Raw genomic sequence first — 16,156 nt, 5'->3', positions numbered from 1 at the left:
GGTCAGAGCGAGGTGGCACTGAGGGCGATGATCACGTCGCGCGATGCGCGCATTGCCGCGCTGGAAAAGGAAGTGGCCGCGCTCAAGGTGCGGCTGGCGACGACCGGCGCTACCGAAGCCGGACCGCACTCCGGGCGCGCGCCGGCGGCCGAAGCGCGCCCGCAGCGGCCGGTCGAGGTTGCGCGGGTGAAGCGCCGCACCATCGAGATCGACAGACGCGGCCGGCACGAACGTCCGGTGCACCGGCAGGGCGCCGAGGCGGAGTCGGGGCAGGACGCTTCGGCCAAGGCCTCGCTCGAAGGGCGCAGCTTTCTCTATGTCGGCGGGCGCGACTGCCAGGTCGCGCACCTGCGCCAGATCGCCAGCGCTTTCGGCGCCAACCTGATCCATCACGACGGCGGCCTGCGCGAGGCCGTCTCGCGCATCGACAACGTGCTTCCCTCCGTGGACTGCGTGTTCTGCCCGATCGACTGTATCAGCCATGACGCATGCCTGCGGGTGAAGTCGGGCTGCAAGAAGTGGGAAAAGGCCTTCGTGCCGCTCCGCAACGGCAGCAAATCGAGCTTCGAACGGGCCCTGCAGAGCCTCAGCGAAGGAAATCCAGTTCAATGAATGACGGCAAGCCGGATGGTTTCATGATGATCGGCCTGCACAAGCTGGCCGCGCAGAACGGGGAAGGCCTGATCCCGGAACTCCACGCTCTGCTGATGGCCGATAGCCGCCTGCGGGCGGACAACCGGAATGTCACCGAGTTTCCGGTCCGGGAGGCACGCCCCCCGGCTCGCCAGGTGCCATTCGAGGCGATCGGCGCGCCCTCGCCGCGGGCCACGGACAACGTTCTCGCCTTTCCGCAGCGCTCCGAACGGCCGCGGCTATTGAACGGCTCCCGCCAGGTAGCGGACTCATAATTTCGCATCCACAGTCTGGCCGAGGTGAGAGCGACGGCAGCAAGGAAGTTGGCGGCGCGCTTGTCGTAGCGGGTGGCAACCCTTCTGAAGTGTTTGAGTTTGCAGAAAAACGTTCGACGAGGTCGCGCGGTCGGTAGAAGCCTGGGTCGACGGGTCTCTGGACCCTCGCGGCCGCGCCGGGTCGGGATGTGGGCCTCGCCGCCACGCTCTCGGGCAAGGTCGATCAGGTGCTGCCAGTCGCAGCCACGATCGGCGATGACGACCGACGCTGAAGGAAGCCCTTCGAGCAGGCCGGGCGCGGCGGCCTTGTCGGATGCCTGCCCTAGCGTCAGCGCGAGCCGAACCGGCAATCCCCGTTCGTCTATCACGACATTGCTGGTCAGTCCTCCACGAGAGCGGCCGATGGCGCGATCCGGGCCCCCATTCTACCGCCGGCGGCGTGCTGGTGGGCGCGGACAATGGAGGAGTGGATCAATGGCATCGACTGGCGCGAAGCGGCTGCGAGCGCCTCGAAGACCCGCAGCCACACGCCCGCCTTGGCCCACCGGTGTAGCGGTTGTAGGCCGTCGTCTTAAGGGCCGTAGCGCTCCGGAAGGTCGCGCCACAGTGAACCGGTTCGCAAGATACGGAGGACCGCGTTCAGAACGTGCCGATCATCCGCCCGCGCACGCCACGGGGCTTGTTGGGCAGAAGCGGCGCCATCAGCGCCCATTGCCGATCAGCAAGGTCGAACCGTGTCATTCAAGCTCCTCCTTCGGAATTTGAACCTTGAACGGCCCTCAAAGGGTATCCCGTTCTTGAGTACAGTAGCTAGAGCCGACACAGGCTGTGCGCCGGCGGCGGCGCCAGTCCGGTTCAGCCGTCCCGGCGGTGCATCGCGGCGCCGGCGGCGACTGCAATCCAGCCCGCCATCATCAGCGCGCCGCCGGTCGGTGCGGCCATCGGGAACAGTCCGTGCCCGGCCGCGTGACGCATGGCGAGGTCGCCGGCAAACAGCAGCGTCCCCAGCGCGAGCAGCAGCGCGGCGACGGGCGCGGTGCGCATCGATGGCCAGGCCGCATAGAGGGCGACGAGGGCCGGGGCGTGCGCCAGGCACATTGCCGACGCGCTGCCCAGAAGGCGCGGGTCGGTGCCCGCATGCGAGGCGAGCGCTGCGCTTGCCACGCCGGCCAGGCCCAAAAGGCCGGCAAGGAAAAGGGTGGCGCGGCGCGCGATCGAGCCGGCCATCGACTACGCCTGTTCCCGGTTGACCATGTGGTGCGCCAGCCGCGTCACCGGCTCGAGAATGATCGCCCGCAACGGCGCGCTCGGCACGGCCTCCTCCAGCGCCCGGTTGAAGCACAGCAGCCAGCCGTCACGCTCGGCGGCGCCGATCGAGGCGACGAAATGGCGGCGTCGCAGCATCGGATGGCCACGCTTGTCGGTGTAGAGCGGCGGCCCGCCGAGCCAGCCGGTCAGGTACTCGTAGAACTTCTCTTCGCTGCCGGCGAGATCGGCGGGATGGACGGCGCGGCAGGCGGCGGCCTCCGGAAGCGTGTCCATCAAACCGTAGAACCGGCGGGTGAGGGTGCGGACGGCCGCATCTCCGCCAATCGCCTCGTATAGGCTGACCGCTTCTGTCGTTTCGCCACGCACCGTAGACTCCCGCTGTTGCCGTAGAGATAGTCGAGGTGGCGCGGCCCGGCAATGCCAACGCGGCCACTGTGACAACGGAGCGCGGATGCGGGGGTCGGCGCAGGTCGCCAGAAAAATTTGTCCGTCCAACCTTCTCGAGGCTCTTGCATTAAAACCGTCCAGACGGTATGTTTATAGACATGAGCAACGCCCATCACCGCAAGAAGCAACCCGAAGCCGTGCGCCAGCTCCTGCTGGAGGTGGCCGCAGGGCTGTGCCTGGAGAAGGGAGCGGCCGGGCTGACCCTCGACGCGGTGGCAACGGCAGCCGGCGTCAGCAAGGGCGGCCTGCTGCATCACTTCCCGAGCAAGGTGGCGCTGCTGGACGGATTGCTCGACGACCTGATCGGTCGGCTGGACGCCGCCATCCACGAGGCCATGCTGGTCGACCCCGAGCCGCACGGCCGCTTCACGCGCGCCTATCTGAAGGTGTGTTTCGTGCCGGGCGGAATGGCGGAGGTGGAGCGCTGGAAGGCAATGACGATGGCGCTCCTCGGCGAGCCGCACCTGCGCCAGCGCTGGCGCACCTGGATCGAGGAACAGTACGGCCTGCATGCCGGCACGGACGCCTCGATCGATTGCGAACTGGTGCGCTTCGCCGCCGACGGACTGTGGCTGGCCTCGCTGCTCGACAGCCACCCGACCGATCCGGAGCGAGACCGGGCGCTGATGGGTCGGCTGGTCGAACTCACCCGATCCTGACATCAACCTTGACCCGCCGCGGGCCGGAGACTGCCATGAACCTGACGCTCGTCTATTCCGTTCTCGTGATCGCGATCGTGTTCGAGGTGCTCGGCACCTCGGCGATGCAGGCGGCCCAGCATTTTTCCCGGGCGCTGCCGACGCTGATGATGGTCGTCTGCTACGCGCTTGCCTTCTATTTTCTCTCCTGGAGCCTGCGCTACGTCCCGGTTGGCATCGCCTATGCGATCTGGAGCGGGCTCGGCATCGTGCTGATCTCGGCCGTCGGCTATCTGGTCTTCGGCCAGACGCTGGACCGCGCCGCGGTCATCGGTCTCGGCCTGATCATCGCCGGCGTTCTGGTGCTGAATCTGTTCTCGAAGTCGACGTTCCATTGATCGCCTCCGGTTTGCCCTTGCCAAGTCCGGAAAACCCTGCAAGAAATGCCATCCAAAGCGGTTTGGAAAGCCTGCCGTCGCGGCGGCAGGCGCCTGTTGGGCGTTGCGGAAGGATACGGACATGGCGATACGGACGGTCGTCTGGGGCGAGAACATTCACGAGCAGACCAACGAGGTCGTGCGCTCGATCTATCCAAAGGGCATGCATCATGTGATCGCCGAGGCGCTGAACGCCGAAGCGGGGATCGAGGCGACGACCGCGACGCTGCAGCAGCCGGATCACGGCCTGCCGGCGGAGCGCCTGGACGGTGTCGACGTGCTGCTTTGGTGGGGGCACAAGGACCATGGTGCGGTGTCCGACGCTGTGGTCGAACGGGTGGCGCAGCGGGTTTGGGAGGGGATGGGGCTCATCGTCCTGCACTCCGGGCATTTTTCCAAAATATTCAAGCGGTTGATGGGAACACCCTGTGCGCTGAAGTGGCGCGAGGCAGGCGAACGCGAACGCGTCTGGGTCGTCAATCCGCGCCATCCGATCGCGGCCGGTCTGCCGGAGAACTTCGTGCTCGAGAACGAGGAGATGTACGGTGAGCCGTTCTCGGTGCCGGAGCCGCTTGAGACCGTGTTCGTGTCCTGGTTCGCCGGGGGCGAGGTGTTCCGCTCGGGCCTGACCTGGCGGCGCGGCGCCGGCAACATCTTCTATTTCCGCCCCGGCCACGAGACCTATCCGACCTATCACGACGCCACCGTGCAGCAGGTGCTGCGCAATGCGGTCAAGTGGGCCCACAATCCGCAAGGCCGCTATACCGCCGTTCACGACGCGCCGAACGTGCCGGTTGAAAGCGCTTTGGAACCGATCGTCGAGCGCGGGCCGCGACTGCATCAGGCCGGCGAAGCCGGCTATCGCTGAGGAGCGGCCATGCGACTGCTTGTTCTTGGTACCGGCGGCATGGCCAGCACCCATGCCGAGCATTTCGCCGCCATCGACGGCGTAGAGATGGTGGCCGCGGTCGACCTCGATCCCGCGCGCGCCGGCGCCTTTGCCGGGCGGCACGGGATTGCGCGGACCTTTCCGACGCTGGAGGCCGCGCTCGCCTGGGGCGAGTTCGACGCGGCCACCAATGTCACGCCCGACCGGGTCCACCACCCGACGACGCTGGCGCTGCTTGGCGCGGGCAAGCATGTCCTGTGCGAGAAGCCGCTGGCGGAGACCTTCGCGAAGGCCGACGAGATGGCGCGCGCCGCGGAAGCCTCGGGTCTGGTGGCGATGGTCAACCTGACCTACCGCAACGTGGCGCCGCTGCAGAAGGCGCGCGCGCTCGTGCTCGAGGGTGCGGTCGGCCGGGTCCGGCATGTCGAGGCCTCCTACCTGCAGAGCTGGCTGGTGTCCAGGGCCTGGGGGGACTGGCGGACACAGGACCAGTGGCTGTGGCGGCTTTCCACCCGGCACGGCTCGAACGGCGTCCTCGGCGACGTCGGCATCCACATTCTCGACTTTGCCAGCTACGGCAGCGGCAGCGCGGTCGAGACGATCTTCGCCCGCACCAAGGCCTTCGACAAGGCGCCGGACGGCCGCATCGGCGACTACGATCTCGACGCCAACGACAGCTTCACCATGACCGCGGAATTCGAGAACGGCGCGATCGGCGTCGTCCATGCGAGCCGCTGGGCCACCGGCCACCTGAACGAGCTGCGGCTGCGCATGCACGGCGACAAGGGCGCGCTGGAGGTGATCCACACGCCCGACGGATCGAGCCTGCGCGGCTGCCTCGGCGAGGATGTGGAGACCGCGACGTGGCGGCCGATCGAAGCTGGCACCGTGCCGACAAACTACGAGCGCTTCGTCGAGGCGGTCCGACAGAAGCGCGCGGTCGAGCCCGGCTTCCGTCACGCCGCCAACCTGCAGAAGGTGCTCGACCTGGCGATGGAGGCGGAACGGGCGCGGCGTGAGCTGTCCGTCTGAACGGGGTGCTTTCCGGCGTTAGCCGGTCGCGCCTTGCCCGCGCAGTACAGCGCCGAGGCCGTGCAGATACTTCATTCCGGTGTCGCACAGCATGGTGACGATCGTCGCCGCCGGGCCGAGCCGCTCGGCGAGCCGCAGCGATGCGACCACGTTTGCGCCGGTCGAGGTGCCGGCAAACAGCCCTTCCTCGCGGGCGAGCCGCAGCGCCATCGCCGTCGCGTCCCCGGTCGACACGCGCTCGATGTGGTCGGCGATGCCCGGCTGCCACAGCGGGACGACGAAACCGGCGCCGATGCCGTCGATCTTGTGGGCGCCCGGCGGCTCGCCGGACAGCACGGCGGATTCCGCCGGCTCGACGGCAACGGCGCGGATCCTGTCGTCGCGCGCCTTCAGGGCCTCGGCCGTGCCGCGCAGCGAGGCGGCGGTGCCGACGCTCTGGACGAAGGCGTCGACCCGGCCGCCCGTCTGGTCCCAGATTTCCTCGGCCAGGGCGCGATAGGCTGACAGCTGGTCGCGGTTGCGCATCTGGTCGGTCCAGTACGCTCCGCTCGCCTCGGCGACGACACGCGCGGCCTCGATCATGTCGCGCGTCAGCTTTTCGGTCATCCGGCCGCCGTCGCTCGGGAGGACCTGCAGCCGCGCGCCAAGGGCGGCCATATGGTCGAGCTTTTCGCGCGCGAAGGCGTCGGAGGTGACGATGTGAAGCGGGTGGCGCCTGACTGCGCAGACGAGCGCCAGCGAGACGCCGGTGCTGCCGCCGGTGTATTCGACGACGGTCCCGCCTTCGGGCAGCCGCCCGTCACGCTCCGCTGCCGCGATCATCGCCAGCGCCATGCGGTCCTTCATGCTGCCGGTCGGGTTCTGGCTTTCCAGCTTGAGCAGGATGCGGGCGCCGGAGGCGGGCCCGATCCGGCGGAGCGGGACCAGCGGCGTGTTGCCGACGCAGTCCAGAATGTCACGTCGTTGCGAATTCATGGTTTCCCCCGGTGTGAGTGTCGGCGACGGCCGCGGGTGCTCGCCTGGTCTGCGATGCGCGGTCAGGCCCCGTCCGGGTGCTCGCCCAGCCAGGCTTTCAGCGCCACCGCATTGTTGTGCCGCTCGTCGCGGGCGGCATAGAGGAGCGTGACGATGCCCTGCCGCGCCCAGTCGCGGAGCTGCGCCAGGGCGGCCCCGGCCAGCGGCGCCTGCAACTCGGTGGCGTAGGCGAGGCGAAACGCCTCCCAGTTTTCGGGGTGGCCGTGAAAGCGCTTGCGCAGCTCGTCGCTCGGGGACAGGTCCTTCAACCAGAGATCGATCTGCGCCTTGTCCCGGGCGAGGCCGCGCGGCCACAGGCGGTCGACCAGGATGCGGACGCCATCGCTCGCCTCGGGCGGCTCGTAGACGCGTTTCAGGCGGATGGTCACGGCTTCTCCTTCGCCTCGCTCCAGATCCTGGCCGTCGCGGCAGACTCGCGCGGAGACGCCGATCTGCGCCGCAGGGTACTTTCATTGTATCTGCATATATTGTAGATGCATATATCCATGAGCACGAGAGATCAACCGCCGAAAACGCTGCGACGCGACGCCGGGATGCTGGTGGAGGCCTGCGCCGGCTGGAACAGCCGGCTGGCGGCGCGGCGCATCTCGCAATTCCTCGACCGCGAGATCGCCGGCTGCGGACTGACGACGGCGCAACTCGGCCTTCTGGCGCAGATCGCTTCGGTGGCCGACGACACGCTCGGCAACCTCGCCCGCCGCACCGGGCTCGACCAGTCGACGCTCTCGCGCAACCTGCGCACGCTCGAGAAGGAAGGGCTGGTCGAGATCACGCTCGTGCCGACGGATCAGCGGCGCCGCTCCGCCTGGCTGACGGAGACCGGGGCGCGACGGCTGGAGGCCGCGATCCCCGTCTGGCGCGCGGCGCAGGAGAAGCTGGAGCGGCACATCTCCGCCGAACTCGCCCGCGCGTTGGCGGGGGAGACGGAGGGGCTGGCCTAGCGGCGGCTGCCGGACGGCGCTGCCATGCCGATCGCCGAAACGACCGGTGTGACAGCGCTGACCGTGCCGATGCTCCCGGCAACACCGGTTCCGTTCGGCCACTCAGCCATTGCCGATGATCTTGAACGCCTGTCGGATCTGCTCCCTAGCGTCGCCATCTGCCGGGCAGGTTCCCTTGTGCGCCAGCAGATCCGGGTCGATCTGGCGGTCGGCCAGATAGCGAACGCTGACGATGCAGATGATCGTCGCCGCGGCCTGCGCTACTTCGGTTCTGCTGGCGGTACCCGTTTGCATGCCCTGGCCGCCGGCGAGCGAGGCGATGGCGGGCTGAGCCCCCGCGCCGATCAGTGGCTTGCCGCCGGCCACCGGAGCGCCGGTGCCGATGATCTTGTTCGCCAGAAGGAGGATTTTCTCCGCAGCGTCTTGATCACGCGCCGTCGGCGCCGCGTCCGCGGTGCCGAGGCTGCCGGCCAGACAGGCGATGGCCGACGCCATCTGCCGGTTGGATGCGTTGGCGCCGTCCTTGAGATAATCCTCGGCCAGCAGGCATCCGCCGCGGGCAAGCGCCACGGTTGGGCCGAGCACGACGGTGGCAAGGGCAAGGGTGGCAGGGATCAAAAGCCCGAACATTGACGTCACTCCCTTTCAGGCATGAGTTCAGCTTGAGACTTGGGTCTGGATCGCGCGGGAGGTTGGTTCCGGTCGACAGGCCGTTGGGTATGCCCGCGACGGCATACAATCTACCACAACGCCTGCTTTATGACATGACGCATGCTGCGTGCAGGCGCTGGTCTTGCGCACCCTCCGGCTGCTCCATCCGGCGCCTGCCTTGGTTGAACCGACGCGCGCGGCAGCCGCCCGCTGCACTCCGTTGACATCGCGAACGATGGGAGGACAATGTTCAACATGCGGCACCACCACAACAGAAGGGGCGCCTACGATGACGATTGCCAAGAAGCTCCAGGACTACATCGACCGCGAGGGGATCTCCTACGATACCGTCGCCCATCACCGGACCGCCACCACCAGCCAGTCGGCGCAGGCGGCGCACGTTCCCGGCAGGCGCCTGGCCAAGAGTGTCGTCGTGCACCACGAGACGGGCTACGTTCTGGCCGTGGTTCCCAGCACGCACCGCATCGAGCTGTCCACCCTGCAGGACGTGATGGACCGGCGTCTCGGGCTGGCGTCGGAGGAGGAGGTCAGCACGCTCTTTTCCGATTGCGACGAGGGAGCTGTGCCGCCGATCGGCCAGGCCTACGACATGCCGGTGATCCTCGATGAGAGCCTCGACAATGCGAGCGACGTCTATTTCGAGGGCGGCGACCACCGGACGCTGGTGCATGTCAGCGGGCCGGCCTTCCGCACCCTGACGAAGAACGCCCGGGTTGCCCGGATCAGCCATCCCGCCTAGTCGGGAGAGTGCGCCGGCCCTGCTCGGGCAGATGCCGGCCAACGGCGACCGCAGCGGCGCTCCGCGGTCGTCGTGCGCCCGCGCACTTCCGCCCCCACCGTCGAAGACGAAGTCGCTGCTTTCCGATGGCGAATCGCGTAGGCTGCTGCCAACTCCCGCGGCGGCTTCGAGACGATGCCGCTATCGGGCGACATACGGCGAGACATGGGGAACGAAGTGAGATCGACGGGACTGTTTACCTTGGCATGGGTCTCGCTGCTGTTTGCCGGCAATGCCGTGGCCGCGGACGCCATTGTGGCGGGCGAGCCGGAGCCGATGGACTATCTGCGGCGGTGTGACGCCGCCTACGGGCTTGGCTATTTCTTCATCCCCGGGACCGAAACCTGCCTGAACGTGCATGGCTATCTGCGCGTCGACTTCGAGGGCGGCGATCCCAACGGACAGGACACCCACCCAGGCGGCGGCGGCGATTCCTGGTTCTCGCGCTCCCGCCTCAACCTGCGGGTCAGCACCGGATCGGATACCGAGTACGGGGCGCTCAAGACCTACGCCGAGATCGAGTTCAACCGCGACGACAACACCGATGCCTACGTCACGCCCAAGGCGCTGACGGTCGAGATGTCCGGCTTTCTGGTTGGCTATGCGGACACGCTGTACACCGAATTCACCGACGACGCCGGCACCACCATCAACGAGTACTACGAGATCGACTACGGCGATTTCGAACGTACCCAGATTCGCTACACCTACCGCTCGGATGCCGGCTTCAGCGTCGCGGTCGGTGTCGAGGACGACAGCAACCAGAGCAACGATCGCGTCTATGACTTCGACGTTGCCGACGACAACTACATCCCGGACCTGGTCGCCGGCGCCGGCTACCTCGGCGAGAAGTTCAAGGCGCGCCTCGTCGCCGGCTACGACGAGTCGATGGAGGAGGGGGCGATCAAATTGCGCCTCGACGGAGAGTTCGGGCCGCTGTCGCTCTTTGTCATGGGCGGCTGGAATACCGATGGCGACCGCATCAACAACTATGCCCTGTGGGACGGTGACTGGGCCGCCTGGGTCGGTGCGATCTACAAGGCGACGGACAAGGCGACGATCAACGCGTCGATGAACGTCGACCAGGGTGGCGACTTCGAAGCTGCGCTGAACCTGGCCTATGCCGTCGTGCCGGGATTCTCGATCATTCCGGAAATCGACTATCGCGAGGATGAGGTCGACGACGCGGCCAATGGCTGGGGCTGGGCCCTCCGCTTCCAGCGCAACTTCTGAAGCCCGCAGGAACTCCGGCTTTATCTGACATCGCTTCCGTGGCACCGGCGCCTTCGGTTTGAGGCGCCGGCGGTTGTTGGCCATGCCCGTCCAGCCGCCAGGCGGGGCCCTTGCGAAAGAGGCGGAGCGACCGCAACTCCGACGCAATCACGCGTAAAATACGTGTATGCCCGACTTGCCAGGGGCTCCTCGATCAAGCTGATTGACGATTGTCATGGATTCTTTGCTTGCGTCGCCTGTTGCCCGATGACTAGAATTGCCCACCTTGGCGCCGCAACGGAAACATGCATAGCATCTATCGCTTCCGCTTAGGTAGAAATCTAGCATAGACGGAGAAGTTGTACTTATTGCAATTGCATTGCTGCGATGCCGCATGGCAACCATGAAGTGAAGAAGGGAAATACGCATGAGCAGTCCTTCCCAATTTCCTCCCCAGGGCGGTTTTTCGTCACAGTTCGGCCCGATCGGCTCCGCGATGGATTATGCCTTTGATGCAGCGCAGCGAAGCGTGCTCTTCTGGGACGTCATGCGGCAGCGCGGGAACCAGTACCGCGCCCATGCCGCGAAGACCGCGCCGCACGTTTTGAACTACAAGCCGGAACTCGTCATCGACGGACGCACGCTCGAACGACCGGTCAACTACGGTCTCGTGCGCATCGTCCCTCCGGCGGGAGTGGTGGTCGACGACAGCCGGCGGCCGTTCGTGGTGGTCGATCCGAGGGCTGGGCACGGACCGGGCATCGGTGGGTTCAAGGCGGACAGCGAGATCGGTGTTGCCCTGCGCGCCGGCCACCCCTGCTACTTCATCGGCTTTTTGCCCGACCCGGTGCCGGGCCAGACCATCGAGGACGTGGCACGGGCCGAGGCAGTCTTCCTCGAGAAGGTCATCGCGTTGCATCCGAACGCCGATGCCAGGCCCTGTGTCGTCGGCAATTGCCAGGCCGGCTGGGCGGTGATGATGCTGGCGGCTCTTCGACCCGAACTGTTTGGCTCGCTCATCATCGCCGGAGCGCCGCTCTCCTATTGGGCGGGCGTTCACGGCAAGAACCCGATGCGCTACAGCGGCGGCCTGCTCGGCGGCAGCTGGCTGACGGCGCTGACCAGCGACCTCGGCGAGGGCGTGTTCGACGGCGCCTGGCTGGTGCAGAACTTCGAGAACCAGAACCCGTCCAATACCCTTTGGGCCAAGCAGTACAACCTCTACTCCCGGATCGACACCGAGGCGCCGCGCTACCTCGATTTCGAGCAATGGTGGGGCGGCCATGTCAGTCTCAACGCCGAGGAGATCCAGTTCATCGTCGACGAGCTCTTCATCGGCAACAACCTTGCCTGCGGCCGCGTCAACACGTCCGACGGAGCCATGGTCGATCTGCGCAACATCCGTGCGCCGATCGTCGTCTTTTGCTCGAAGGGCGACAACATCACCCCGCCGCAGCAGGCGCTCGACTGGATTCTCGATCTCTATGACGACGTCGACGAAATCCGTTCCTATGGGCAGACGATCGTCTACACCGTCCACGAAACGGCGGGCCATCTCGGCATCTTCGTGTCCGCCGGGGTCGCCCGCAAGGAGCACGGCGAGTTCTCCAGCAACATCGACCTGATCGACGCGCTTCCGCCGGGACTCTACGAGGCGACCTTCGAGGCCAGGACCGACGAGACGCACGGCGCCGACCTTGTCGCGGGCGACTGGATCATGCGTTGCGAGCCAAGGACGCTCGACGATATCCGGGCGCTTGGCGGAAACGATGCGGAGGACGACCGCCGCTTCGAAACGGCGGCCCGGGTCTCGGACATCAACCTGGCGCTCTACCGCACGTTCCTGCAACCCTTCGTTCGCCAGTTGCAGCCGGACGGCTCCGGCGAACTGATGCGCCAGCTCCATCCGCTGCGGCTGCAATACGAGGTCTTCTCCGATGCCAATCCGCTGATGGTGACGGTTTCCGATCTCGCGGTGGATGTGGCCAAGGATCGCCGGCCCGTCGCCGCGGACAATCCGTTTCTGGCGCTCGAGCAGGCCGCCTCGCGCCAGATCGTGGCGGCGCTCGACGGCTGGCGCGACCTGATGGAGGCCGCTTCCGAGGCGACCTTCCTTGCGGTATACGGCTCGCCGCTGCTGCAGGCGGCCGTCGGCGTAGACCCCACGGACGCGGCCCCGCGCCGGCGGGCGGGCAAGACTGGACTGCACCGCATGGTGCTGCAGGAACGCGTGGCGGAACTGAAGGCGCGCATCGGCGATGGCGGCCTGCGGGAGTGCCTGGCACGCGGGCTCATCTACGTCGGCATGGCGCGTGGCGGGGTGGATGAACGCGGCTTTGCCGCCATCCGCCGCATGCGGTCCGCCGGAGACACCATGCCGAAGATGACGCTTGGCGAATTCAAGGCGCTCATCCGCGAGCAGTTTCTGATGCTGCTCATCGATCAGGAGGCGGCGCTCGCCGCTATCCCTGCAATGCTGCCGAGTGATCCGGACCTCCGCCGCAAGGGCCTTGCCGCGCTCAGCGAGGTGCTGCTCGCGGCCGGCGAGCTCTCCGGCGAGGCGGAGGAGCGCTGGCAGCAGGTCGCCGGGTTCTTCCGGTCCGGCGGCGAGGCAGCGCCGGAGCCGATGGCCGCACCACGGCCACGGCAGGCGGTGCAGAAGACGCCGCCAATCCGGGCCGTCCGGCGTTGAGGACACCTTAGACCTGACCTCCACGACCGGGCGGCTGGTCGTGGCAGGGCAGGCGCAGACGGGCAAAAGGGGATGGCGATGCCGGATACGGAAAGCGTTGGAGAAACACGCGCGCATCAGAAATACGAACGCCTGATCGCGCGGGCGAGGGAGATACCCTCGGCCACGACCCTCATCGTTCATCCGTGTGACGAGACCTCGCTGCGCGGGGCGGTGGAGGCGGCTCAAGAGAAGCTGATCGAGCCCATCATCGTGGCGCCTGCGAACAAGATCGAGGCCTTGGCAAAGGCACACGGCATTGATGTCTCGCCCTATGAAATCATCGATGTCCCCCACAGCGACGCCGCGGCCGCCAAGGCGGTGGAACTCATTCGATCGGCGCGCGGCGAACTCCTGATGAAAGGGAGCCTGCATACTGACGAGTTGATGCGCGCGGTCACCTCGTCGGCGACCGGCCTGCGCACCGAGCGGCGTATCAGCCACGTCTTTGTCATGGACGTGCCGACCTACCCAGAACCGCTGTTCATCACCGACGCGGCCATCAACATCGCTCCCGACCTGGACGTCAAGCGCGACATCATCCAGAACGCTATCGATCTCTTCACCCAAATCGGCCTCGGAACGCCGAAGGTGGCGATCCTCTCGGCCGTCGAGACGGTGACGCCCAAGATCCCGTCGACCATCGACGCTGCCGCGCTCTGCAAGATGGCCGAGCGCGGGCAGATCACGGGGGGGCTGCTGGAGGGGCCGCTCGCCTTCGACAACGCCATCGATCCGGAGGCGGCAAGGATCAAGGGCATCGACTCGCCCGTCGCCGGCCGCGCGCAGATCCTCGTCGTGCCCAATCTTGAGGCCGGCAACATGCTGGCGAAAAACCTGACCTTCCTGGCGCGGGCGGACGCCGCGGGCATCGTGCTCGGCGCACGCGTCCCGATCATCCTGACGTCACGGGCCGATTCCGTGCGCACGCGCCTTGCCTCCTGCGCGGTCGCCGCGCTGCTGGTCGATGCGCGCCGCCGCACCGCGCCGGTCAAGGGATCGTGACGTCGATGGATACGGTCCTGGTCGTCAATGCCGGCTCGTCCAGCCTGAAATTCGAGATGTTCACCGCCGATGCCGGCCTTGAAAAGCAGTTGCGGGGGCAGATGGAGGGCGTCGGCACGTCACCGCGGCTGATCGTCAAGGACCGCGAAGGGCAGGTCCTCGCCGAGCAGACCCATGCCGCGGCGGAGGTGCCGGACTCGCTGACCGCGATGAGCATCGTCGGCGCCTGGCTGCGTGAACGGCAGGAAGGCAGGCTCGTCGCGGTCGGTCACCGGGTCGTGCATGGTGGTCCCGACTACGTCCGGCCGGTCCGCATTACCGACGATGTGCTGCGCGATCTTGAGCGCTTTGAGCCGCTCGCGCCGCTGCACCAGGCCAGCAATCTCGCGCCGATCCGCGCGGTGCTCGAACGAATGCCGGAGCTGCCTCAGGTCGCATGCTTCGACACCTCGTTCCACAGGGGCCACGATCCGGTGGCCAGCCACTACGCCATCCCCGAGCATTTCTTTGCCGAGGGGGTGCGGCGCTATGGCTTTCACGGTTTGTCGTACGAGTATGTCGCCGGCCGGCTGGCGGAGGTGGCGCCGGAGATCGCCCACGGTCGGGTGATCGTGGCGCACCTCGGCAGCGGTGCCTCCATGTGCGCGATTCTCGACGGGCGCAGCATCGAAAGCACGCTCGGCTTCACTGCGCTCGACGGCCTGCCGATGGGTACGCGCTGCGGACAGATCGACCCGGGGGTGATCCTTTACCTGCTCGAGCAGAAGGGCATGACGTCGCAGCAGGTGCAGCACCTTCTCTATACCGGCTCCGGCCTGAAGGGCCTTTCGGGCGTCAGCAACGATGTGCGCATGCTGCTGGCGAGCGACGATCCACGCGCAGGGTTTGCGCTCGACCATTTCGTCTACCGAGCCGGTCTGCATGCCGGGGCGCTGGCCGCGGCGCTCGGCGGGCTTGACGCCTTCGTCTTCACCGCCGGTATCGGCGAGAATTCGGCGGTGATCCGGGCCCGGATCGCCGAGAGGCTCGCTTGGCTCGGCGCGCGGCTGGACCCGGATCGCAATGCCCGGCGCGAGCTGGTCGTGTCGTCGGACGGCAGCAAGGTCAAGCTGCTCGTCGTGCCGACCGACGAGGAACTGATGATTGCACGTCATACGCTGGCCTTGACGGGCGGGTCGGGTCGAGGCGGGTGAGCGATGCCGGTTCGGCCGGCGCTATCCTAACAAACCAGGCGAAGGGGCGACGATGATTCCGGATTTCAAGGCAAAGCTGCTGGAGGGAAAGAAGGGCCTGGTGGTCGGCATCGCCAACGACCAGTCGATCGCCTGGGGCTGCGCCAGGGCCTTCCGCGCGCTTGGCGCCGAACTGGCGATCACCTATCTGAACGACAAGGCGCGGCCCCATGTCGCGCCCCTGGCAAAGGACCTTGCCGCGCCGATCGTGATGCCGCTTGATGTGGCGGTACCCGGCCAGATGGAGGCGGTGTTCGAGCGCATTGCGGCCGAGTGGGGTGAAATCGACTTTCTCGTGCATTCGATCGCCTTCTCGCCGAAGGATACCCTGCAGGGGCGCGTCGTCGACGTGCCGCGCGAGGGCTTCCTGACCACCATGGACATCTCCTGCTGGTCGTTCATCCGCATGGCCCATCTGGCCGAGCCGCTGATGAAGCGCGGCGGCACGCTGTTCACCATGAGCTATTACGGCAGCCAGATGGTGGTGAAGAACTACAACATCATGGGGGTCGCCAAGGCCGCGCTGGAGAGCGCCGTGCGCTACCTCGCCGCTGAACTCGGGCCGAAGGGCATCCGCGTGCACGCCATCTCGCCCGGGCCGCTGGCGACGCGTGCCGCCTCCGGCATCCCGGAGTTCGACGAGCTGTTGCACAAGGCTCAGGAAACGGCTCCGGCGCGCAGTCTCGTCAGCATCGATGACGTCGGCCTAGCGACCGCATTCCTCGCCCATGACGCGGCCCGCCTGATTACCGGCGAGACGCTTTATATCGACGGCGGCTACCATATCATCGACTAGATCGAGCAGCCTGGGAGGATCCGACGGCCGGCGCTACCACCCTCCTTGGCGTCGATGGATCGCCAATGCCCGGGACCGCTATACTGCCCAACCGCTGGAACCAAAGCGGATCGCGCCGGATTACTCCGTCACCT

At 66.9% G+C, this 16,156-nt stretch carries 18 protein-coding genes and 1 pseudogene; 13 read left to right on the top strand and 6 right to left on the bottom strand.

The window, feature by feature from the left end; translation table 11 throughout:
* Positions 1 to 237: 237 nt before the first annotated feature.
* Together ACXAGF_RS14415 and ACXAGF_RS14410 are read left to right on the top strand one after the other, a co-directional pair.
* Positions 238 to 612, top strand: coding sequence for a DUF2325 domain-containing protein (locus tag ACXAGF_RS14415; protein WP_475019301.1), 375 nt, complete (start codon positions 238 to 240; stop codon positions 610 to 612).
* A complete protein-coding gene (locus ACXAGF_RS14410; RefSeq protein WP_475019300.1) occupies positions 609 to 908 on the top strand; it encodes a hypothetical protein in 300 nt (99 codons plus the stop codon). Before ACXAGF_RS14415 ends, ACXAGF_RS14410 begins: the two co-directional genes overlap by 4 nt.
* On the opposite strand, the pseudogene ACXAGF_RS14405 reads toward ACXAGF_RS14410, so the two are convergent.
* The 3 genes and pseudogenes from ACXAGF_RS14405 to ACXAGF_RS14395 all read right to left on the bottom strand — a co-directional run.
* A pseudogene (locus tag ACXAGF_RS14405) lies at positions 899 to 1,649 on the bottom strand (IS5 family transposase); the annotation flags it as partial. The gene ACXAGF_RS14410 and the pseudogene ACXAGF_RS14405 sit on opposite strands and share 10 nt — an antisense overlap.
* Before the next feature lie 114 nt (positions 1,650 to 1,763).
* Complete coding sequence (locus tag ACXAGF_RS14400) at positions 1,764 to 2,135, bottom strand: DUF423 domain-containing protein (protein WP_475018083.1); 372 nt, start codon at positions 2,133 to 2,135, stop codon at positions 1,764 to 1,766.
* Positions 2,136 to 2,138: 3 nt separating this feature from the next.
* Positions 2,139 to 2,543 (bottom strand): group II truncated hemoglobin, encoded by a 405-nt coding sequence (locus ACXAGF_RS14395; RefSeq protein WP_475018082.1) that lies wholly within the window; start codon positions 2,541 to 2,543, stop codon positions 2,139 to 2,141.
* A gap of 179 nt (positions 2,544 to 2,722) precedes the next feature.
* Here ACXAGF_RS14395 and ACXAGF_RS14390 point away from each other — a divergent pair, with 179 nt between their 5' ends.
* The 4 genes from ACXAGF_RS14390 (at position 2,723) to ACXAGF_RS14375 (ending at position 5,620) form a co-directional block, all read left to right on the top strand.
* Positions 2,723 to 3,283, top strand: a complete 561-nt coding sequence (locus ACXAGF_RS14390; protein ID WP_475018081.1) for a TetR/AcrR family transcriptional regulator — start codon at positions 2,723 to 2,725, stop codon at positions 3,281 to 3,283.
* Positions 3,284 to 3,318: 35 nt separating this feature from the next.
* A complete protein-coding gene (locus tag ACXAGF_RS14385) occupies positions 3,319 to 3,660 on the top strand; it encodes a DMT family transporter (RefSeq protein ID WP_475018080.1) in 342 nt (113 codons plus the stop codon).
* A 121-nt stretch (positions 3,661 to 3,781) separates the two neighbouring features.
* Entirely contained in the window at positions 3,782 to 4,567 is a 786-nt protein-coding gene (locus ACXAGF_RS14380; protein WP_475018079.1) for a ThuA domain-containing protein, read from the top strand.
* A gap of 9 nt (positions 4,568 to 4,576) precedes the next feature.
* A complete protein-coding gene (locus ACXAGF_RS14375; protein WP_475018078.1) occupies positions 4,577 to 5,620 on the top strand; it encodes a Gfo/Idh/MocA family protein in 1,044 nt (347 codons plus the stop codon).
* 18 nt (positions 5,621 to 5,638) lie between these two features.
* Here ACXAGF_RS14375 and ACXAGF_RS14370 read toward each other — a convergent pair whose 3' ends face one another.
* Positions 5,639 to 6,595: a PLP-dependent cysteine synthase family protein gene (locus ACXAGF_RS14370; RefSeq protein ID WP_475018077.1), complete on the bottom strand. Its 957-nt coding sequence runs from the start codon at positions 6,593 to 6,595 to the stop codon at positions 5,639 to 5,641.
* Between the two features lie 62 nt (positions 6,596 to 6,657).
* On the bottom strand, positions 6,658 to 7,023 hold the full coding sequence (locus tag ACXAGF_RS14365) for a DUF488 domain-containing protein (RefSeq protein WP_475018076.1): 366 nt from the start codon (positions 7,021 to 7,023) through the stop codon (positions 6,658 to 6,660).
* Positions 7,024 to 7,140: 117 nt separating this feature from the next.
* Here ACXAGF_RS14365 and ACXAGF_RS14360 point away from each other — a divergent pair, with 117 nt between their 5' ends.
* Positions 7,141 to 7,596, top strand: coding sequence for a MarR family winged helix-turn-helix transcriptional regulator (locus ACXAGF_RS14360; protein ID WP_475018075.1), 456 nt, complete (start codon positions 7,141 to 7,143; stop codon positions 7,594 to 7,596).
* A 102-nt stretch (positions 7,597 to 7,698) separates the two neighbouring features.
* Here ACXAGF_RS14360 and ACXAGF_RS14355 read toward each other — a convergent pair whose 3' ends face one another.
* Positions 7,699 to 8,226, bottom strand: coding sequence for a hypothetical protein (locus tag ACXAGF_RS14355; protein ID WP_475018074.1), 528 nt, complete (start codon positions 8,224 to 8,226; stop codon positions 7,699 to 7,701).
* Positions 8,227 to 8,536: 310 nt separating this feature from the next.
* On the opposite strand from ACXAGF_RS14355, the gene ACXAGF_RS14350 reads away from it, so the two are divergent.
* The 6 genes from ACXAGF_RS14350 to fabI all read left to right on the top strand — a co-directional run bounded on the left by ACXAGF_RS14350 (position 8,537) and on the right by fabI (position 16,022).
* On the top strand, positions 8,537 to 9,007 hold the full coding sequence (locus tag ACXAGF_RS14350; protein WP_475018073.1) for an aminoacyl-tRNA deacylase: 471 nt from the start codon (positions 8,537 to 8,539) through the stop codon (positions 9,005 to 9,007).
* Between the two features lie 240 nt (positions 9,008 to 9,247).
* Positions 9,248 to 10,279 carry a porin gene (locus ACXAGF_RS14345; RefSeq protein ID WP_475018072.1) on the top strand — a complete coding sequence of 344 codons (1,032 nt, stop codon included), beginning with the start codon at positions 9,248 to 9,250 and terminating at the stop codon, positions 10,277 to 10,279.
* Between the two features lie 406 nt (positions 10,280 to 10,685).
* Positions 10,686 to 12,950 (top strand): DUF3141 domain-containing protein, encoded by a 2,265-nt coding sequence (locus ACXAGF_RS14340; RefSeq protein WP_475018071.1) that lies wholly within the window; start codon positions 10,686 to 10,688, stop codon positions 12,948 to 12,950.
* Between the two features lie 78 nt (positions 12,951 to 13,028).
* On the top strand, positions 13,029 to 13,994 hold the full coding sequence (locus ACXAGF_RS14335) for a phosphate acetyltransferase (RefSeq protein ID WP_475018070.1): 966 nt from the start codon (positions 13,029 to 13,031) through the stop codon (positions 13,992 to 13,994).
* A gap of 5 nt (positions 13,995 to 13,999) precedes the next feature.
* Positions 14,000 to 15,187, top strand: a complete 1,188-nt coding sequence (locus ACXAGF_RS14330) for an acetate/propionate family kinase (RefSeq protein ID WP_475018069.1) — start codon at positions 14,000 to 14,002, stop codon at positions 15,185 to 15,187.
* A gap of 52 nt (positions 15,188 to 15,239) precedes the next feature.
* Complete coding sequence (fabI, locus tag ACXAGF_RS14325; RefSeq protein ID WP_475018068.1) at positions 15,240 to 16,022, top strand: enoyl-ACP reductase FabI; 783 nt, start codon at positions 15,240 to 15,242, stop codon at positions 16,020 to 16,022.
* Positions 16,023 to 16,156: the final 134 nt, after the last annotated feature.

The sequence above is a fragment of the Mycoplana sp. ABR4_002 genome (genome assembly GCF_056159645.1).
Note: the sequence above shows the minus strand (reverse complement) of the source record. Positions and strands in the feature narration are given on the sequence as shown.